Below are 22,608 nucleotides of genomic sequence, written 5' to 3' on the forward strand. Positions count from 1 at the left end.
GCGTATGCCAGAAATTAATGCGTGGGAAAGTGAGAGATTTATAGCAAAACAGAAGGCAACAGCTATAAATTTATTAGTAGGTTTTTTGCCAGATGATACTTTTGATGTAGGAGAAGATCATGAAATTAGTTTGGTGGGATCTGGCGGTGATATAGACATTTCAGAAGCAGAGTTGGAGGAAAGAAGACAGGCATTACTCAATATTAAACAGGCCAATGAACAAAGAGAGAAAATATATTTATTAAATTCTGCAGTATCAATAGATAGTATGCCAAGTGAGCAAGCTGTAGCAATAGTAAATTCTGCTATGACCAAAGCCTATGATGCTTTATTATCTCAAAAGGCTCAAAGAGGGGATGCTAGAATAAAAAGATTATATGATGATTTAGCTGATATTTATAATCCTGAATCAGCTGTTAATTATACGAAAATGCATTTTGATTCGCCTTATTTGCCAAATCTATTAGGCTGCAATATAGAACTTATAAATCCAAAGCAGGTAAGTTCTAAAGAATTAAAGTCTCAGCTTACAGTGCCACTTTATAATGCAGCATTTGATTTTAACCATGCTATAGCCGAAGAAGTAAAGGTTGAATATGCATATCTAAATAGCTTGGATACTAATGGTGGAGCACTTAGCGGCGAATTGGAACAAAAGCATTTATTATCTTTATATAATGCTCATAATAATATTTTAACTCAGTATGCAAAGCTAAGAGAATTCCAGGATGATCCACAGGGACAAACTGCCAAATATATGCAGAATGATTTATCACATTTATTTGGTCGTAATCAAAACAATGATAGAAATGTAGACTCTTGCATTGGAATGATACGAGGTGAAAATCAGGCTATTATTAACGGTTGGGGCATGCAGGATGTCTATGTACTTGGTGCACTCGGTGGAATAGAAGCTGAGATTAAGCATCAGGAACAATATGGCTCAGCCGAGGTTAAAGCAGGATTATTAGAGTTCAAGACGAAGTTTTATGAACTTAAAGATTCTTGTTATTACAAGACAGTAAGCAGTGCAGCAGAAAAGAAAATAATTGCAGACAAGGTAAAGGCATTTGCTCAGGCAGCAATGGCAGAGAATGCATCCCCAGCAGCAAGTGTATGTTGCAGAGAAATAACAGGAAATATAAAGAAATTTGATGCAATAGAAGAAGCCATAAATAATAGGATTCAATGGGAGCAAAATCACAAAAGAGAAACAATTGAATTTGCAAAAATCGATAAGCCAGCTAGTTACATGAGAGTAATTTATGAACGCTCAGCAGCCAACAAAGATTTTACCCCATTTATAACAGCGTATCTGGATTTAAAATCTAAAATCGAAAATGAATATGAGCCAAATAATGATAAAAGATTCGATTTTGAAAATACCATGACACGGATACTAAGTCCTGAAAATGATAATGCCCCTGAGATTAGAGAAGCTATTACAAAGCTGTATTTTGAAAAACAAGTACAATATGGTCAACTACTTGAGCAAAAGACTGATGAGGTTCATTCAGGAATAGCTGATATTCATGTGAAATTGCCAGAGTTTGATCAAAATGAAGCACCTTTGGATCAAACAGAAATTGATTTTAATGATAAGTTGAACCATAGCTATGATTTACTAAGGCATGATCATATTTTTGCCAAAAGAATGGCAAATCGATTAATAGAAGGAAGTGAAGTCAATAAAAATCTACTAGCATTAGGTCAATTATATAATGATTGTCAAATAGAAAAGAACTATCCAAATGAATTCAAACAAATTAGAGATAACTTCCTTAAAAATACTAAAGATGGTCTTACAAATGCCCAGAGGCTTTCTTATTGGAAAAATGGAAGAGAACATTTTTCTGATATTGATAAAGCTTTTGGTGTACAAAACTATCTTGGTAATAGAGATGGTTCTTTACCAGAATTAGTTGATACTATTAAGACTATACGGCTAGAAGAGAAAACTTTGAATGATTATACTGAAAAGTTTTATGGCATTCAGGCAGCGGCTACTACTCAATTACAACAATTATCTACGTTAGCTGCAGGAAGAACAAACAATTCCCAAGCCTTTAATAATATGCTTACAGCACTACAGAGGGTTACCCAATTAACGACTAATGATTCTCCTAATAAAATGAGTGAAGCATTTTTGAATCTTGGTGCAGCATCAAAGGCTTATGAGGATAAAATTAATGCACAATACTTTGCGGCTATTAGAGATAATGGACAAATGAGAAAAGCAATGTCCGCAGTTTTGCAGAGATTTGCATCCAAATCATATAAAACAATAATGGCTCTTCCAGAAAATATAGAAATAAATGAGTCGGTTATTGCCCAGCTTAATAAGGTAAATGATGTTAAAAAGGTTCTGCATCAAGAGTTTAAAAATGAAATGGAACAAAAACTTAATAATAAAATACAGCAGGTTTTAGAGACACAATTTGAACCATATGATAATCAGCAGTCCTTAGAGGATAATAAATATGAATTGGCAAGGGGCGTTGCAAGTATTCTGCTCTTAGAGCCATTAAAGTCAGAGTTAAATAGGAAGGATACATTCTTAGTCAGTGACATTGATATTAGTGAAGACAAATTACTTGAAAGTTATGAAAAACTATCAACTGATGATGCCTTTATATCAATGATGTCTAAAGTTGACTGTGAGGAGAGCTACAACAGATTTAGTACTATGGTCAAGGAGAATCCTGGACAGCTCATTGCTGAGTTAAATATTCATCGACAGAATCTTAATGAAAAGAAAAACGATGTTAATGATGCCTATGACAATGAATATATTAGCAAACCAAAAGAAAAATCAAATGAACTCAAGAATCCATCAAAACAGTTAAATGATAATCAGATTATCATGCCATAGGTGACAAGAATAACTTTGCAGTAGTTAATGTATCAGTTAATATCAGTGTTTAATAAATAGTTATTGGGAGGTATGAACTATGCCTGTAATAAATCCGAATGAAAAAAAAGTAAATGTATGGACAATTCCAGAATTTCAAGCTGCATTTGTGGCAAAATTGATTGGTGAAATGGTAAGAGGAGAACTTCCTGATAATGTGTCTGAGCGTCTTTTGCCACCGGAGTATGGGAATGATAGCGAAAAGATAACCGAAGTGCTTTCTGCCACGAATCAGTTTAATCCTGAAAATGGATTTGCCTTTGGACTCGATCCAGGTGTGAAAGGTAATAAAGTAACTGTTTCAGACGAGGAATTTAAAGCAGTAAATAAGCATTTAGATGATGTTAGAAAAGCTGCTCTAAATCAGGCTTCTAAAAGAGGAGACAAAAGAATAAAGCAATATTATGAAGATGCTGCTTATTTACTTGATCCCACAGAAGGAAATATTACCGAAAGCTTGTATACATCTCCTTATATAAATAGTCTTATGGCTCAGAGAATGTCTTTGACTATTCCAACAGATTACAGTTCTGATGAGCAAAAGCGAGGGCTAACTCAGCCCCTTTATGATGCGATATACGATTTTAATCACGCTGTACGAGGTGAAGTTGCAGCTGATTATACCCGCCAGAAATATGAGAAGGAAGGTTGGAACAAGGAGAAAGAAGGAAAATATTTAGCTCAGCTTCACAATTCACACGCTAGGCTGTTATATCAATTCAATATATTATCAAAATTTAGAGATGACCCACAGAATAATACTGCTCATTATACTCAGGACACACTAAGTAGTACTTTTGGTACAGATGAAAGTGGACGTACGGTTACTCATGCAATAGGTATGTTACGTGGTGAGAAAAAGGCAATAGAAAATGGCTGGGGCAAGGATGAACTATTTATTTTAGGCATGCTTGGAGGCATTGAAGAGGCCATGAAAACTAAGTCTGCTGTAAATCATTCTGAAAAATTTAAAGACTCTTATCCACAGTTCAAGGCTGATTTTACTAGACTTAAAAATGAGTGCTTCTATTCTACAGTGTCAACACCTGCAGAAAAGCTTGCCATTGCAGATAAAATTAAAAACTTCCTTGATACTCAAAAATCTGTTGCAGCAGATAGCTGCATTAGTATGATGAATGACGTCAGGGCGAAATTTGACCAGGTATATAACAATATTGCAGCTGGCATAGAAAAGATAGGACCAGAATATGCAAATGTTAATCCTAATAAAAATGGGGATACTGCAGAGTATCTAAAGGGTTTATTCGATGCTGGAATGGAAAGTGGCACATATAGTATTTTTGTCAGAGAATACATAGATACTATTGTAAAGGGAGCAAATGGTCCAAATCCTGCTGAAGCTTCAACAGTCATGAGTAACGTTATTAGGGCTGTGGGAGACGAAAATGAAGGCGCTATAACTGATTTTAGAAAACAGGCATTAATAAGCTATTTTGATTTGACCTTAGCTTGTGCAAGTGAAGAAGAACAATTGGCTGAGGATATTCGAACTGGTAAAAGAGAAGTTGATAAAAATATTTTGCCTTTTGAAACTGCATACAAGGATGAGGCATTTAGTAGGGAATATGCCAAGTTTTTGCTTTTAAATAGTGACCTTAATCAAAAAAGAAGAGCAGCAGAGGAAATCTGCAAGGATATTAGTGCACAAATAGGAAAAACAAATGACCTAGAACAGCAAAAAAACCGCTATATTAAAAATAATACGGAAGGACTGGATGAACGTCAAATCAGTGCTATTCTAAAGAAGGCTTTACCAGATTTTAGTAAGACAAATGAACTACTTTATACCGTGACCAACAATATAAAAATAAATCCGCAAGTATTCGTCTACAATGACGAGAAATTTGCTGAAAATTATAACAAAGCAAATGCTGATTGGCACAAATATGGCGTAAAGCAAATCGAGCTTGGAGAGAGGACATCAAACTTTAGAGAGAGAGCAATGAACTTGGCTAGCTACAAGCCTACAGCTATATACGACAAAGAAAACAAGCGTTATCATCGTCAAGATAATCCTAATGCTGTAATCGACCCTAAGAGTGCCAATTCTCAGACTTTTATGAACCTGTTAAATGCCATGGATAAGGTTGAAAAACTAAATGCTTCTTATACACCAAATCAGGTACTTGAGGCCTACAGAAATTTAAGGGATGCTGCAAAGGCATATAATAAAAAAATTGATTCACATACATTTGCAGGTAGGCGTGAAAATGGAAAACAAAGGCGCATTCTTTCTGGTGAAGTTTATGATTTTGCAAAGGATGCTATTCGACAGTTGGAAGAGATGTCAGACTCCATTGAAATGAATGTTCCTATGTCTAAGTATGATGAACAGTTAACTAATTCAGCTTGGGAGGCAAAGGTAGCTTTCAGACCAGAGGTTTTAAAGCGCTTGGAAAAAGAAAAGAATAATTGCCTTGGTCGACGTTTTGATTATGACAATAGTCATAATTTTGATTACAACAAAAAGAAGATGATATCAGGTATGGCGGAGCTTCTTACTATACGCACATTAACCAATACAGCAAATGACAACTATGGTACGGTTTTTGCTCCAAGTCAAATTACCCATGACTTAATCAGTAAAAAAAGAAATTTACTATCTAAAGATATAGTGTTCAAGGAGATGGCAAATTCATTTTTAAACGAGACTCAAGTAAAAAATATGATGCAGAAGATGAAGGATAATCCTGGTTCTGTTTATGAGGAATACAATAAATTTACACCGGAATATAAAGCTTCAATGGCTGCATTTGAAAAAAGCAAGGCAAAAAATAATCCGAATAAACAAAAAGAGAATAATAACATTATTCAAAATGCACCTCTATAAGGTATTAAATAAGTGGAAGAATTACGAATTGATGCTTCAATGGAAAATGTAGATAGATTGATTTCTATTCTCGATGAGAGATTAGAAGCGGTGGATTGCCCTATGAAGACACAGCTACAGTTGGATGTAGCTGTGGAGGAGGTATTTGGCAATATCTGTCAGTATGCCTATGGGCAGGCTCCTGGTGAAGCGATAGTTCGTATGAATATCACAGAACAAGAGGCTAATATTACCTTTATTGATGAGGGGGCACCATTCAACCCATTAGAAAAAGAAGAACCTGATGTTGAGATGGAAGCCATGAGTGAAAATGTTGGTGGGCTTGGTATCTTTATGGTAAAAGAAAGCATGGATGCTGTTACCTATGAATATAATGACGGGAAGAATCACCTGACAATCGTTAAATATTTGATGTAGATTTTTATGAGATATATTGGGAGGCGTTCATATGTCAAATAAACTTAGTGAGTATTTTAATTTGGATGCGAATCCTCAGCTTTCTGCCAATGTGAAACGAGTTTTTGATATTTTTAACGGAGATCTTACTACTCGTGCTGAAGCTGTAAAAACAGGAGTTGGAAATCTTTCCAATGGCGCAGAGTCCCAAACAGATTTACGAGAGACTGCAAGATTTGCCTGGTTTATGGCCGATGATATTTCTCTTTCCAATATGGGTGAGGACACCAGCCTAAATGAGGCTTTGAACTATCCATTAACTGGGCAGATTGGCCGTGAAAATATACTTGATAAATTCTATGCTCAAGCTCGCGAAATGGACTTTAGAAAGATGGATTATTCATGTCTTTCTGGAAATGATAGAACCCCTCGCTTGGACAATGGTCTGACCAAATCCGAGAATGATTTTATAAAATCAGTTCAATTCACGTTAATGGCTCAGACTCTGTCAACCAAAGGCAAAGAGAATCGTGAGTATTATCTAAATAGAAGAGCCAAGCTCACACCTATTGAGATATACAAAGAAGAACTTAATCATGAGTATGCAACAATAGTTGGAAATGGGTATGAGTTATACGCCTTCTTAAAGAACGGGTACACTGCACGATTTAGTGAAGAAGATAGAGTGGCCAATCTAAGAGAATACGAAAGAGATGTGCGCGATGCAGACATTAGCTCAAAGTCAATGGTGACTACTCAAATAATAGCAATCAATGAGCAAATCTATGCTTATAGGATGGCCATGGTAAACGGAGAGGAACATGTTCCAGAGCCCGTTCTAAAATTTAAGATGAATGACAAATGGAATTTCGAAGCCGTTGATATGTGTATAGAAGCATTTAACAGAGGTGATAGTCCTAATCCAAATGCTATAGATATTGTTAATGCAATAATGGATGCCCATACACGTCATATGACACTCGCACTGGATAGGCCTAAAGATGAAGATTTTTTGTCTCAAATATACATTGATGGTCACAGTGTTAAGGATTATTTCCAGGCACCAGAAGGTATGAACAAAGCAGATAAATATTATTTCTATTCTGCTAATTTTCTAAAGGCTTTGTACAGTGGTGAGCATCATGTAGAAACACCTGTAAGGTATATGGATAGAAATGGCGACATGAAGGTTACATTTATGTCCTATGAGCCAGATTTAACACCTTTGGCGCAGGAGGAGAAAGAAGCAAACCATAGCTGGTTCAGACGTACCTTCTTTGACTGGGGACCATTTAAAATCAAGACCTGCAAGACTAGACAAAAGGCACTTAAGGCAGCAGATACAAAGGCTAATGCCGACGCTCGACACCAAGATATTGAGAATAGATATCGTATTGTTTCAGCGACAACAGATAATCCAAAGAAGATTTTATCTGATGACAACGAGCCTGATCTTGTTAAGTCTATGAAAAATGTAAATAAATATAATAAGAAGGATATTCAGGTATGGAGAGAGGATAATCTAACTAAGTATCAGTCGAAAGTATATCTAGAGAATAATAAATATATGCTTACTGATTTAAGGACAATTCTCTTTAATAATATACAGGCCATTAATGATTCAGCGAATAACTGTTATTTTAGAGACTTCTATGTAGTAGCTGCAGAAAAATATGGTGTGGGAAACGCTATATCTTTGATTTCCCGCCTGGTAAATGCCAGTAATAATCCAGAGTCTTTGATAACACAAGAACAAAAGAAAATGGTGAATGAAATTGGATCAGAAATAACAAACCATGCTTATATAAGTTCAAAATGCCCAGAGATTGTAACTAAGTCTTTAGATTATATCTTTAGAAACGGAGGAATTGAGAATCCAGATGCTGGAGTTACGCTTGATTTTTTAAAAGATATTGCACAGAGAAATCCTCAGAAAAATTTCGTAAATGCGGTAATAAAGCTCAACAAACCAACTGTTGAAATCCAGGAAAAGTGCGGAGAAATAGAACAAGCTTTAAAGGATGATCCTAATGCAAAGGTATCTGCAAAAGACTTGGAATTCTTAAATAACAAGATTTTAGAGCAAAAAATCAATGAGATGCTCTGCAATAAAATGAATCAAGAACTAGCAAACGGACAGTTCACCGAAGCTACCTATAATTCAGAAGGAGCTAAAATAATTAGTCATTATTTCGGTGAAAATAATAATGAGTACAATACTTTGGTGCAAGAGGCAAAGTCCAACCATAAGTCTATATTTGAGAATGATAGTGCTCAATCAGTGCTCACTAGTGTTTATAGAAACATTGGAAAAATATCTGAGGATTTTACAAATTCAGTCCAAAAGGTATTAGATAGAGCTAATAAAAAGGTTGATGAACCTGAGGTTGCAGCTGAAGATGCAAAGCAGGTGGATAAACAACAGAAAATACCTGATAATAAGGTTGTGGCTCCAGTGCCACAGGTATAGTTGGAGGAGCATAAGTGGAGTGGTCAGCAAAAAACATTTTTTGGAATACAGGAGTGCGAACTGTACTGTTTTTATGCTTAGCATTTGTGGTTCCATTCTTTGAGCTAAAACATGGTATTGATGAGGCAAATCCATATTTTGTAATTAGTGTTAGTGTCGACATTGCCGGCATGCTGGTGGCTTATGTCCTAATGGTAGGGCTTTATACAGATAGTAAAATAAGTGGGCGCAACACCTTTTATTTGATCGGACTTGTCATTACCACCTATGTATCTCTTTTTTCTGATGCTATTGGATGGATTGTTCAGGATAAACCAAATTATATTTTAATCAATCATATTAGTAGTCTTGTATACTATGTAGCTGATTTACTCCAGGCATTTTTCTTTTGGAGATATACTCTTACTTACTTAAAAGTAAAAAACAGAAAAATTATTTTGGCGGATAAATGGGGGCAAATTTGTTTTCTTATTTCATTGGCCCTCATTATCCTCAATCTTAAATTTGGTTTTTACTATACAATTAGCAGCGAGGGCGATTATGCCCGCAGTTCCTACAATTGGCTGTCAATTGTATATTCTTTAATAATGCTTATTATGTCACTTAGCGTCGTGGTTATTGAGAGAAAGCAGCTGCGAGGCTTTCAAATAGTGGCATTTTTCTTATATGCATCAGGTCCATTAATAGCTGCTTTTATTTCTACATTTACCTTTGGACTTTCCTTGAATCCAGCTGTATCCATCATTTCTATACTCTTAATGTACTGCGTTTTGAATGTATTAGAAGGTGATGCAAAAGCTGTAGCAGACAACGAGATTTCCATTGCCTCGTCCATCCAGGAAAATGTTCTGCCGAAAACCTTCCCATATTTACCAGACAGAAAAGAGTTTGATATATACGCAATCATGAAGCCTGCCAAGGAGGTTGGTGGAGATTTCTATGATTTCTTTATGGTAGATGAAAAAAGGCTGGCACTTGTTATAGCTGATGTTTCCGGCAAAGGTATTCCTGCAGCACTTTTCATGATGACCAGTCGAACACTTATTAAAAACAGACTTCAGGCGGGAGATGATTTGTCTCATATTATGGAAGATGTTAACAACCAGCTGTGCGAGGGCAATGTGGCTGATTTGTTTATAACTGTTTGGGTTTGCATTATTGATTTGACCACTGGTCACTGCAAGTCAGTAAACGCAGGTCACGAGTATCCAGTACTTAGAAGAGCCGGTGGAAAGTATGAGCTCATTATCAAGAAGCATTCTCTGGCAGTTGCCATGTTTGAAGGCACCAAATTTGACGTTGACGAATTTGATATGCATCCACATGACAGCATATTCGTATATACGGATGGCGTTACCGAGGCAATGAATAGAAAGAACCAGCTGTTTAGCAAGGAGAGATTGGTTGATGTCCTTAATCGCAATCCTGAGAGCAAGCCAAAAGAGGTAATAGAAGGTGTACTTGGAGCGATTTCAGATTATGTAAAGGATGTAGAACAGTTTGATGATACAACAATGCTTTGTATGACCTATTATGGTCCGTATTAGTATTGGGGTTAGCAGTTGTTTGGAGAGCCGTATGTTGAAAAAATCCGTAGTGAAAGATTTCCTGAATATTGCATTTGTCACTATTGTGTTTTTGGGCCTAGCGCTCTTTGCGGCACATTTTGCTAGCAGTGTAGGCTTTGAGCATATTCCTAGGAAACACCTTATTAATGTATCCCTGGATATATTTGGAATGATGTTGGGATACGTTCTACTACTAGGAATATATCTTGATAAGAGAAAAACAGGGGGCACTGCCAAATATTTAGTTGCCCTCATCATAGTGATTTATATTGCTATGTTTACCGATGCGATTGAGTATATTTCAGATTGCGTTGGTGATTTTAGGACTTTTAATGTTTTTGCCAACACTGTATTTTTCATTATGGGACCAGCGGAGGCAATATGCTTCTGGCACTACACAATCCACTATCTTGATGTTAAAAATAGCAGTTTGCCTATTTTTAAGTGGATAGTAAATGTGGGATTTGTTTTATCAGTAATCATTAGAATAGCAAATATAAAATACGGCTTTTATTTTATCGTGGATGCATATGGTGAGTATCACAGAGGACCTTACTACATTGTTTCCAAGATATTCTTCATTATCATGATGCTGTTTTCACTGGCTGTTGTTTTTGTCAAAAGAAGGCAACTTAGGACAATCCAGCTGGTGGCTGTGTTCATGTATGCCATAGCACCAATCACAATTGGAATAACATCAATCTATATTAGAGGTATATCCTTCACACCAATTACCTCTATGATTGTGGCATTATTTATGTACTGCGCTTTGAACGTTACACAGGGACGTGAGATAGCAGTTGCTGAGAATGAAGTGGCAGTGGCTTCATCCATCCAGGAAAACGTCCTGCCAAAGACATTTCCATATTTGCCAAACAGAAAAGAGTTTGACCTGTTTGCTATCATGAAACCAGCCAAAGAGGTTGGTGGAGACTTCTATGACTTTTTCATGGTTGATGACAACCATTTAGCACTTGTCATCGCTGATGTTTCCGGCAAGGGAATCCCAGCAGCACTTTTCATGATGACCAGCCGCACCCTTATTAAAAATAGACTCCAGGCAGGAGATAGTCTGTCGGAGGTTTTGGCTGATGCTAACAATCAATTGTGCGAAGGAAATGTAGCAGATTTATTTGTTACTGTGTGGATAGGAATTATTGATTTGCGCACAGGACACTGTGTAGAAGTGAATGCAGGCCACGAGTACCCAATCCTTGGTAGGGCCGGCGGCCAGTATGAGGTTGTTCTATCTAAACATGACATAGCTGTAGCTATGTTTGAGGACCAGAGCTTTACAGAGCACGAGTTCACCCTGAACCCTGGTGACACTATATTCGTATATACGGATGGAGTTACCGAGGCCATGAATCCCGACGACGAGATATTCACCAAGGAGCGCCTGGTGGCCACCCTCAACAGCCATCCCGACGCCTCACCTAAGGCTGCCATCGAAACCGTCCTCCAGGCCATCGACGACTTCGCCGCCGGCGCAGAGCAGTTCGATGACACCACCATGCTGTGCATGAAGTATAACGGAGCCTATGGGGGTTAGATAAAATCAAAAATGTTTAGCTGATTATCAACCCATGATTTCTGAGGAACATCCTTAATAATATCGTCTATGCGATAATCCCCAATCAGGAATGGTGATTTTGGGTCGTGCATTTTTCTATTCACAGCCACCTGATCAAAATCATTGTTGGCGTAGCAATACTTGCATAAGTGAGCGCAGGTATCATATGCTCCGATGTCACAGTGGAGATAGCAGGCGCATTCTTTTCTGGAGCTTTGAGTTGCAGGCACTATCAGCCTTTTTCCTATGGCTTTTTCATAGGTTTCTACAGTCATGCAGCCCCTGCAATCAGCCCCAAACCGTGACAGATAATCCCCTTCACCACATGGCTTTACAGTCATATTGTGGCTTTTTGCTATTTCAATGATTTCTTTGCCAAGCTTTATTCTCTCATCTCTAGTGACTGGCTTTGCCTCTGGAAAATTTCTTTTTACCTTTGCATATATATCAATAAAGCTGATGACTACAGTATTAGTGTATCCATCTAGTTCTTTTGCGAATTCTTCAAACCTATTCAAATGGAAATCCACAGTGTATTTCTCATCAATAAAAATAGGATCATATCTCCATCCAATTGCGTTGGTACCTACTTTACTAGACAGGTATTTGAAGTCCTCTAGTATTTTGTACTTATCAGGCACATTATGCTCTATATCTTTATCGTATCCCGTTATCGTAACAAACCAATACTGCCCATAGTCCTTCACTAAATCTAAGTATGGAAAGAAAGGCGCTGGATTCTTAGAACAAAAGCCTATTACATCCACCACCTCAGGGTTCAGTTGATACCTGCTTACTTGAATTGGATTATATGGATTCCTTACGCAGACAAATCCCTCTTTTAATCTATTGGCGAACCACTCAGGATAAAATGCCGGGATGTCTGTCCTTTGACCTGTGTTTATTATCATGTGATTAATAATAGCACATTTTTGCCCCCAAAACGGTCAACAAAAAGCCGTTTACTGCCGCACTCATCCAGAAAAGACTATATGAGTGGAGAACGTATTAAATATATAGTCAGTATTGAGCTTGGAAGCGAAGAATTTTCAAGGGATGTACTATATGAGGGGAGATTATATTAAATATATAGTCAGTATTACGCCTAGATATTAAGAATATCCAGGGGAAGTACTATATGAGGGGAGATTATATTAAATATATAGTCAGTATTACGCCTAGAAATTAAGAATATCCAGGAGAAGTACTATATGAGAGGAGATTAGTTTAAATTTATAGTCAAAATCAGAACTGAAAATGAAAAAATGAGATTGGAAATACTATATGAATGGAGAACATTGAAATTATATAGTAAAATCCTCATGAAATTGACTATATATATGGAGAAAAATCAATATATATAGTCAATGAGTATGAAATATGACTATATGAGTGAGAAAAAATGTAAACATATAGTACGCTCATTTGAAATGTGACTATATAACTATGGATAACAGAAATCATATAGTACAGGATAAGGCAAACAGACAATGAATCTGGTAATAGTACAAAGGAAACAGGGATAATACTAGATATCTTATTACAGTAAGTGAACAAACAAGCAGTAAATCTAGATAACGCACTAAGGAAAATGGGGTAGTACAAAATCCCTTAGTGCGGAAAGAAGATAAACAAGCAGTAAATCTAGATAACGCACTAAGAAAACGGAGATAATAGAAATCTCTTAGTGCGGAAAGAAGATAAACAAGCAGTAAATCCAGATAATGTACTAAGAAAATGGAGATAATAGAAATCTCTTAGTGCGGAAAGAAGATAAACTAGCAGTAAATCTAGAGAACGTACTAAGGAAAATGGGGTAGTACAAAATCTCTTAGTACAGAAAGATAATAAATGAGCAGTGAATTAGGCTAATGCACTAAGAAAAACAGGAAAATGTGGTATTTCTTAGTATACTAGATAGAAGAGTGTACTAAGAAATATGATATATTTAAAATATTTTAGTACAAAACAAAAATTAGGTACTAAAAATAATGACATTTCTGTAATATATTAGTACAGGTACAAAAAACGGTACTAAGAAAAGTGGACAGTGCCCCCTGAGTTTAGTACTGTCATTACTGTGGTACTAAGAAAAAGTGTTAAGTGCTCTAAGTTTAGTACACTTGGATAATATTGGAGCCATATTTACAAACAATAAAGAAGACAATATTGGTAGTGGAAAAGAATCTAGGAGGAACACTATGAGATTTCCAGAGTTTATACAGGATAAAGGTACAATAGGCCTGGTGGCGCCATCCTTTGGTTGCGCGGATGAGCCATATAAAACATGTATGAATGCGGCTATTGATAGATTTAAATGGATGGGATACTCAATTGTTGAGGGACCTAATTGCAGGCGTAACGATGGCATAGGAATCAGCTCTACACCTGAGAATTGTGGAAAAGAGCTTACAGAGTTCTATTGCAGTGGGGATAATGATATGCTAATCACCTGCGGTGGAGGAGAGCTAATGTGCGAGACCCTCGATTATGTAGATTTTGATGCGGTAAAGTCAGCAAAGCCCAAATGGTACATGGGTTATTCGGATAATACTAACTTTACTTTCCTATTAAATACCATTTGCGATGTGGCCTCTATTTATGGCCCAAGCATTGGCGCCTTTGGGCAGGAGCATCTCCACCAGGCTCTTACAGACACTATAGACATTTTCACTGGAAAGAAAAAATCAGTTAAAGGCTATGATTCATTCGAACTAGAATCCCTCAAGGACGAGGAACATCCACTTGTTTCCTATAATCTTACAGAGAAAAAGGAGCTTCGTCTTTTTATGGGAGCGGATGAGGTAAATCGTGTGCCTGCATTTGAGGGAATCATAACTGGTGGCTGTTTAGATTGTCTTGCAAATCTAGTTGGAACAAAGTATGACAATGTTAAGGCATTTAATGAGAAGTACAAGGAGACAGGAGTGGTTTGGTTTATCGAGGCCTGTGATTTGAATGTCATGTCAATAAGACGTGCTCTTTGGAATCTAGATAGAGCAGGTTGGTTTGAGAATGCTAAGGGATTTATTATTGGCCGCCCACTTGCTGGATGGAAGCAGGAGATGATGGGGCTTGATCAGTATACTGCCGTTACAGGAATCCTTGGCAAATATAACGTTCCTATTGTAATGGATGCAGATGTAGGACATTTGGCTCCAGCTGTTCCAATTGTTTCTGGTGCTAGGGTAAATGTCACAGCAGATTCCAACTTAACACTAGAATATTCCTATAATGTTTAACAGAAGGCTTGTGGTCTCCACAAGCTTTCTTTATTTTATCAGGCAATCACCTGAAATTTCTTATAAAGTAAACCAAGCATTACTTGTAGTTTTGAAAAATAAAACTCTTTTTTACTTTAAAGTAAGAATGTCAATTTGCTTGTAAAATACCAGTCAAAAGGGTATGATTATTAGGATTGGATAATTATAGGTATTAGGAGATAGTATGAACGAAGATTATATGTTTGAGGATGAGACTATCCACGAGGAAAAAACAGACATTCCTCATTATCCACAGCCTGAACCGGGCATTGGATTGGCGGTGGCATCCTTTATACTAGGCATTATTTCATTGGTATTTTTCATATCATTTATCAATGTATTTTCAGCAATTACCGCTGTTGTGCTGGCAATAATATTTTTAGTTAACCAGAAGGAGCGACAGGGCAGAGTCTTTGCCATTTTTGGCATTATTACAGCAGTAGCAAGCGTTATATGCTTGATAGTCAGTCTGTTTGCTGTTTCTTTAAATATTAATCATGTGATACCTCTATATAATGATTTTATCACGACCTATGGTCTTGAGGATGAATATAATTATATAGAAATGGAAGATGGGGTGTACCACATCCCTGAGGAATTAGAACAACAATAGCAATTTTACGTAGGGAGCTACGTTTAAGAAAGGAATTTAGGTTTTATGTACAACAAAGTCGACGCAAGCCTGAACTTCGTAGAAAGGGAGAAGCAGGTGCTCAAGTTCTGGGAGGAGAATGATATCTTCCAGAAATCAATGGATTCTAGAAAAGAAGGAGAAACATATACATTCTATGATGGCCCACCAACAGCTAACGGAAAGCCACATATTGGACATGTAGAGACACGTGCTATCAAGGATATGATTCCTAGATACCAGACAATGAAGGGCAAATTCGTTCCTCGTAAGGCTGGTTGGGATACACACGGACTTCCAGTAGAACTTGAAGTAGAAAAGCTTCTTGGTCTCAATGGTAAGGAACAAATCGAAGAATACGGTATGGAGCCTTTCATCAAAAAATGTAAGGAATCTGTATGGAAATATAAAGGAATGTGGGAGGATTTCTCTGGCACAGTAGGTTTCTGGGCAGACATGGACAATCCTTACATCACATATGATGACAATTTCATCGAGTCTGAGTGGTGGGCACTTAAAACTATCTGGGACAAGAAGCTCCTTTATAAGGGATTCAAAATCGTTCCTTATTGCCCTCGTTGCGGTACTCCACTTTCAGCACAGGAGGTTGCACAGGGATATAAGACAGTTAAAGAGCGTTCAGCAGTTGTTCGTTTCAAAATCAAGGGCGAGGATGCTTACTTCCTTGCATGGACAACAACACCATGGACACTTCCATCTAACCTTGCACTTTGTGTAAACCCTGATGAGACATACATCAAGGTTAAGGCTGTTGATGGATATACATACATCCTTGCAGAGGCACTTGCAGATAAGGTGCTTTCAAAGGTTGCTACAGAAGAAGGCGCTAAGCCTTACGAAGTACTTGAGACATACAAGGGTACAGATTTAGAGTACAAGGAATATGAGCCACTTTTCGAGTGCGCTGGCGTTGCAGCTGAAAAGCAGCACAAGAAGGCTCATTTCGTTACATGTGATGATTACGTTACTATGTCAGATGGTACTGGTATCGTACATATCGCTCCTGCATTTGGTGAGGACGATGCTAAGGTTGGACGTAAATACGACCTTCCATTCGTTCAGTTCGTAGATGGCAAGGGTGAAATGACCGAGGAAACTCCTTATGCAGGTCTCTTCGTTAAGAAGGCAGACCCAGAGGTTCTTAAGGACCTTGATAAGGAAGGTAAGCTTTTCGATGCTCCTAAGTTCGAGCATGAGTATCCACACTGCTGGAGATGTGATACTCCACTTATCTACTATGCTAGAGAATCATGGTTCATCAAGATGACTGAGGTTAAGGATGACCTGATTAAAAATAACAACACTGTAAACTGGATCCCAGATTCAATCGGTAAGGGACGTTTCGGCGATTGGCTTGAGAATGTTCAGGACTGGGGTATCTCTCGTAACCGTTACTGGGGTACACCACTTAACATCTGGGAGTGTGAGAGCTGTGGCAAGCAGATTTCAATCGGTAGCCGCAAGGAGTTAGCAGAGCTTTCAGGTAGAGCTGATGCAGAATCTATCGAGCTTCACCGTCCATATATCGACGAGGTTACATGCACATGTCCTGAGTGTAAGGGCACAATGAAGCGTGTACCAGAAGTTATCGACTGCTGGTTCGATTCAGGTGCTATGCCATTTGCTCAGCATCATTATCCATTCGAGAACAAGGAAGTATTTGAGCAGCAGTTCCCTGCAAAGTTCATTTCAGAGGCTGTTGACCAGACACGTGGTTGGTTCTACTCACTTATGGCAGAGTCTACCCTTCTTTTCAACAAGGCTCCTTATGAGAACGTTATCGTTCTTGGCCACGTTCAGGATGAGAATGGACAGAAGATGTCAAAGTCAAAGGGCAATGCAGTAGACCCATTTGACGCACTTGAGAAAATGGGCGCAGATGCAATTAGATGGTACTTCTATACATCTTCAGCACCATGGATTCCAAAGAGATTTGGTGAGAATGCAGTTATGGAAGGCCAGAGAAAGTTCCTTGGAACACTTTGGAATACATACGCTTTCTATATTTTATATGCAAACATTGATGAGTTTGATCCTACAAAGTACGAGCTTGATTTTGACAAGCTTGCAGTTATGGATAAATGGATTCTTTCTCGTCTTAATTCAGCAATCAAGGCTGTTGATGAAAACCTTGGTTCATACAAGATTCCAGAAGCAGCACGTGCACTTGATGAGTTCGTAGATGACTTGTCTAACTGGTATGTACGTCGTTGCCGTGATAGATTCTGGGCAAAGGGCATGGAGCAGGATAAAATCAATGCTTACATGACACTTTACACATGCTTAAAGAACATTGCGCTTGCTTCTGCACCAATGATTCCATTCATGACAGAGGAAATCTATCAGAATATGGTTCGTTCAGTTGATAAGACTGCTCCAGAATCAATTCACCTTTGCGATTTCCCAGTTGTTAATGAGTCATTTATCGACAAGAAGCTTGAGGATGACATGGATGAGCTCCTTAAAATCGTAGTTCACGGTCGTGCATGTAGAAATACAGCAAACATCAAGAACCGTCAGCCAATCGGTCAGATGTACATCAAGGCTGAGCATGAGCTTGATGAGATGTATGTATCTATCATCGAGGATGAGCTTAATGTTAAGAAGGCTACATTTACAGAGGATGTTTCAGCATTTACATCTTATTCATTCAAGCCACAGCTTCGTACTGTAGGACCTAAGTATGGCAAGTTCCTTGGTGGTATCCAGAAGGCTCTTGCTTCACTTGATGGAAATGCAGCATATGCAGAGCTTAAGGCAAATGGGGTTATTAAATTGCCTGAGGTTGATGCATCTATCGAGCTTGCAGAAGAAGATTTACTTATCTCTATGGCTCAGACAGAGGGCTTTGTAGCTGATGGAGACAACTACGTAACAGTAGTTCTTGATACAAATCTTACAGAAGAGCTTCTTGAGGAAGGCTTCGTAAGAGAAATTGTTTCAAAGATTCAGACAATGCGTAAGGAAGCAAACTTCGAAGTAATGGATCGAATCACAGTTTCTTACGAAGGCTCTGATAAAATTAAATCTATCTTTGAGGCTAATAAGGCAGTAATCGCTGGTGAAGTTCTTGCCGACGAAATCGCTGTAGGCTCAACTGGAGCATACACCAAAGAGTGGAACATCAACGGTGAGAAGGTAACACTTGCTGTAACACGCCGTTAGACTACGGCTCGTCCGTTACGCTCTCAAGCCTTAGATATTGCCGTCGTCGACTAACATGTCTCCTTTGGCAACACTAAGAGCTTGATAGCTACGAACTATCGTAAGAGTAAAATAGTAAGTATAAGCTGAACATAACCTTGGCAAGCGCGAGCACGGAGTGATTCGACCAGCTTATACGGATTGAGACTAGGAGGGGTTTGAGAAATGAAGAGACAGATGCCAAGTACCAGCGAGATTGAGCGCGAGATTAAAGATCGTGTGAAGTCTATGTTTCGTAAGGATTTTGAGGAGGCCAGCGACGAAGAGATTTACAGAGCTTGCGCCGAAGTAGTTAACGATGTTGTAATTGACAATTGGCTTACTACACAAAAGGAATTTACTAAGCAAGACCCTAAGTGCGTTTATTACATGTCCATGGAGTTTCTTATTGGTCGACTTTTGGGAAACAACATGATTAACATGCGTGGCTACACAGAGGTCATGGATGCACTTGATGACTTAGGCATTGACATCAACAAAATAGAGGATCAGGAGCCAGATCCAGCCCTTGGAAATGGTGGTCTTGGTAGATTAGCATCTTGTTTCTTGGATTCGCTTGCAACCCTTCAATATCCAGCTTATGGCTGCGGTATTAGATATCACTATGGAATGTTCAAGCAAAAGATAGAGGATGGATATCAGATAGAGGTTCCAGATGATTGGCTTCAGACACGTTATCCATTTGAGCTTGAGCGTACAGAGTATCAGTTTGAAGTTAAATTTGGCGGTTGGGTTCGCTATGAGCAGCAGCCTGACGGCTCTACAAAATATATTCATGAGGGCTACAACTCTGTAATTGCCACTCCTTATGATATGCCTATCACAGGCTTTGATAATGGTATGGTTAATACCCTTATGATTTGGGATGCAAAGCCAAAGGAGGTATTCAGACTTGCCTCATTTGAGCGTGGCGATTATGACAAGGCAGTTGAGGACATGAATCTTGCCCGCAACCTTACAGAGGTTTTATATCCAAATGACAATCATGTTCAGGGAAAAGAGCTTAGACTTAAGCAGCAGTATTTCTTTGTATCTGCTTCTTTACAGAGAGCACTTGATAAATATTTGAGATATCATCACGACATCAAGAAGCTTCCTGAAAAGGTTGTATTCCAGATGAATGATACACACCCAACACTTACAGTTGCTGAGCTTATGCGACTTCTTATGGATGAGCATGGCCTTGGTTGGGATGAAGCATGGGAAGTTACAACACACTGTGTTGCATACACAAACCACACAATTATGGCAGAGGCTCTAGAAAAGTGGCCAGAAGACATCTTCAAAGGACTTCTTCCTAGAGTTTACATGATTGTTGAGGAGATTAATCGTCGCTTCTGCGAGGAAATCAGAGCCAAATTCCCTGGTGATGAGGATAGAGTTCATCGTATGGCTATCCTTGCTGATGGTCAGGTTAAAATGGCTCATATGGCTATTGCAGCCAGCTTCTCAGTTAATGGTGTTGCAGCCTTACATACAGAGATTTTGAAGAACGTTTCTCTTCATGATTTCTACGAGATGTATCCAGAAAAGTTCAACAACAAAACAAACGGTATTACCCAGCGTCGATTCCTGATGCATGGTAATTACAAGCTTTCAGATTGGGTTATTTCAAAAATTGGTAGAGGCTGGATTACAGACCTTTCCCAGATGGAGAAACTTGTTAAATTTGCAGATGACAAGCGCTCCCTCAAGGAATTCACTGATATTAAATTAGAAAACAAAAAGCGTCTTGCAAAATATATTTGGGATCACAATGGAATCAACGTTGATCCAAACTCTATATTTGATGTACAGGTAAAGAGATTACATGAGTATAAGCGACAACTGTTGAATATTCTCCATGTTATGTATCTTTACAATCAAATTAAAGAGAATCCAGAGATGGACTTTTATCCAACTACTTTCATTTTTGGCGCAAAGGCATCTGCTGGATATGAAAATGCAAAACTCATTATTAAACTAATCAACAACGTAGGCGCTGTTATCAATAACGACAAATCAATTGATAACAAGCTTAAGGTTGTATTTATTGAAGATTATCGAGTATCAAATGCAGAGTGGATTTTCGCCGCTGCAGATGTTTCTGAGCAGATTTCTACAGCATCAAAGGAAGCATCAGGTACAGGTAACATGAAGTTCATGCTTAATGGTGCCATCACTATTGGTACTATGGACGGTGCTAATGTTGAGATGTATCAGGAGCTTGGCGGAGAGAATATCTTTATTTTTGGTATGAGCTCTGACGAGGTTATTGCTCACGAGAAAAACAGAGATTACAATCCTGTTGACGAGATGAACAATAATCATCACATTCAGAAGGTATTGTCACAGCTTGTTAACGGCTACTATAGCATTGATAATCCAGAGTTGTTTAGACCTATTTACAATTCACTTTTGAATACTCAGTGCACTGATAGAGCAGATACATATTTTGTTCTCAAGGATTTCGCTTCTTATTGTGAGGCTCATGAAAAGATTCAGGAGGCTTACAAGGAAAGAGAGAAATGGGCAAAGATGGCTCTTTTAAATGTAGCTCATGTTGGAAAGTTCTCATCAGATAGAACAATCCAGGAGTATGTTGATGATATTTGGCATCTCGATAAGCTAGAATTAAAGTAATTATTGGAGTTAGAAATGAATCAGAATAATGATAGAAGCAAGTATATAAAGTGGACATTTTTGCCAATCATACTTGTTTTGTGCATTGATGCAGTAGTAGAGACAATTGCTACAGAGGGGATAGCAGTATATGCTCTTGCCACCTTTAAGGGAACGACAGTTGCAGAATTTTATACATCGCTAGTCAGTATCATTATGAGCCCTTTGTATTTAGGATTTGTCTATATTCCTTATGCAGTTATTTCTATAATTGTATTTGGAATCCTCTACAAAAAGCTATTTAAGAGCGATACCAAAATTGGATTTCTTAAAGCATCAGGAAACAAACCAGTTACATTGGTAGGTGCTGTTTTATTTGCTTTGGGTATGCAGTATGTGACAATGTATTTGATTGTTGCAATTGCATCAGCTTTTCCAGCATTGTTTGAATCATATCAGGGATTGATGGAAAGTGCAGGTTTCAACGATTACACATCAATTGTAATTACTGTCTACGCTTTATGTCTTGGACCTATCGCAGAGGAGCTTGTGTTCCGTGGATTGACATTCAATTCAGCTAAGCAGTATATGCCGATCCCAGCAGCTATTGCTCTTCAGGCATTCTTGTTTGGAGTATTCCACAAGAACATGCTTCAGGGAATCTATGCATGTATATTTGGACTTGGACTTGGTTATGTTATGTACCTTTTTGATGACATTTTCCTTTGTATTTTAGTCCATATACTATTTAACATATTTGGTACATACGGCTCTGGTGTTTTACCATTTGGCGGAAATACAATTATTGGATTCTTTGGATGGGTGCTAGGTTCGCTGATTCTTGCATATATAGCACTAATTATTCTGAGAAAAAGCAAAGCAACTGTTAACAATCAGGATTCATTTACCGATATATGATTTGCACGGAAGTTTTTATCATAGGACCAGGAAGGCCTTCGGGTTTTCCTGGTTTTTCTATTATTTAGACCTATGATGCAGGAAAAAGGACTTTCCCTTTATAAATAATGTTTTTTAATTTATAGGAGGAAAGGAACATGGTAATTCAAAACTCTGAGGTTTCCATGACCTCAAAATCTAGCATCGCTAGTGGAATCAAGC

Annotated in this window: 12 protein-coding genes; 11 read left to right on the forward strand and 1 reads right to left on the reverse strand. The window is 38.0% G+C overall.

Annotated features, from left to right (window positions below; all coding sequences use genetic code 11):
- Positions 1–4 precede the first annotated feature (4 nt).
- The 6 genes from E7276_RS04795 to E7276_RS04820 all read left to right on the forward strand — a co-directional run bounded on the left by E7276_RS04795 (position 5) and on the right by E7276_RS04820 (position 11,748).
- On the forward strand, positions 5–2,872 hold the full coding sequence (locus tag E7276_RS04795) for a hypothetical protein (RefSeq protein ID WP_294214411.1): 2,868 nt from the start codon (positions 5–7) through the stop codon (positions 2,870–2,872).
- Positions 2,873–2,951: 79 nt separating this feature from the next.
- The gene (locus E7276_RS04800; RefSeq protein ID WP_294214413.1) at positions 2,952–5,762 is read left to right on the forward strand and encodes a hypothetical protein; all 2,811 of its coding nucleotides are present in this window, start codon (positions 2,952–2,954) and stop codon (positions 5,760–5,762) included.
- A 12-nt stretch (positions 5,763–5,774) separates the two neighbouring features.
- The gene (locus E7276_RS04805) at positions 5,775–6,179 is read left to right on the forward strand and encodes an ATP-binding protein (protein WP_294214418.1); all 405 of its coding nucleotides are present in this window, start codon (positions 5,775–5,777) and stop codon (positions 6,177–6,179) included.
- 31 nt (positions 6,180–6,210) lie between these two features.
- Complete coding sequence (locus E7276_RS04810; RefSeq protein WP_294214420.1) at positions 6,211–8,628, forward strand: hypothetical protein; 2,418 nt, start codon at positions 6,211–6,213, stop codon at positions 8,626–8,628.
- A 14-nt stretch (positions 8,629–8,642) separates the two neighbouring features.
- Positions 8,643–10,175, forward strand: a complete 1,533-nt coding sequence (locus tag E7276_RS04815) for a PP2C family protein-serine/threonine phosphatase (protein ID WP_294214423.1) — start codon at positions 8,643–8,645, stop codon at positions 10,173–10,175.
- 31 nt (positions 10,176–10,206) lie between these two features.
- Positions 10,207–11,748 carry a PP2C family protein-serine/threonine phosphatase gene (locus E7276_RS04820; RefSeq protein ID WP_294214425.1) on the forward strand — a complete coding sequence of 514 codons (1,542 nt, stop codon included), beginning with the start codon at positions 10,207–10,209 and terminating at the stop codon, positions 11,746–11,748.
- Here the strand turns inward: E7276_RS04820 and E7276_RS04825 are convergent.
- Positions 11,745–12,680, reverse strand: a complete 936-nt coding sequence (locus E7276_RS04825) for a DUF1848 domain-containing protein (protein WP_294214429.1) — start codon at positions 12,678–12,680, stop codon at positions 11,745–11,747. The genes E7276_RS04820 and E7276_RS04825 overlap by 4 nt on opposite strands.
- 1,290 nt (positions 12,681–13,970) lie before the next feature.
- Between E7276_RS04825 and E7276_RS04830 the strand changes: the two genes are divergently transcribed.
- From E7276_RS04830 to E7276_RS04850, 5 genes are all read left to right on the forward strand, one after another.
- Entirely contained in the window at positions 13,971–15,011 is a 1,041-nt protein-coding gene (locus E7276_RS04830; RefSeq protein WP_294214431.1) for a S66 family peptidase, read from the forward strand.
- 205 nt (positions 15,012–15,216) lie between these two features.
- On the forward strand, positions 15,217–15,645 hold the full coding sequence (locus E7276_RS04835; protein WP_294214432.1) for a DUF4190 domain-containing protein: 429 nt from the start codon (positions 15,217–15,219) through the stop codon (positions 15,643–15,645).
- A 45-nt stretch (positions 15,646–15,690) separates the two neighbouring features.
- On the forward strand, positions 15,691–18,849 hold the full coding sequence (ileS, locus tag E7276_RS04840; protein ID WP_294214434.1) for an isoleucine--tRNA ligase: 3,159 nt from the start codon (positions 15,691–15,693) through the stop codon (positions 18,847–18,849).
- A gap of 204 nt (positions 18,850–19,053) precedes the next feature.
- A complete protein-coding gene (locus tag E7276_RS04845) occupies positions 19,054–21,510 on the forward strand; it encodes a glycogen/starch/alpha-glucan phosphorylase (protein WP_294214435.1) in 2,457 nt (818 codons plus the stop codon).
- 15 nt (positions 21,511–21,525) lie between these two features.
- On the forward strand, positions 21,526–22,407 hold the full coding sequence (locus E7276_RS04850; protein WP_294214436.1) for a CPBP family intramembrane glutamic endopeptidase: 882 nt from the start codon (positions 21,526–21,528) through the stop codon (positions 22,405–22,407).
- Positions 22,408–22,608: the final 201 nt, after the last annotated feature.

The organism is Pseudobutyrivibrio sp. (assembly GCF_015057185.1).
GTDB lineage: Bacteria > Bacillota > Clostridia > Lachnospirales > Lachnospiraceae > Pseudobutyrivibrio.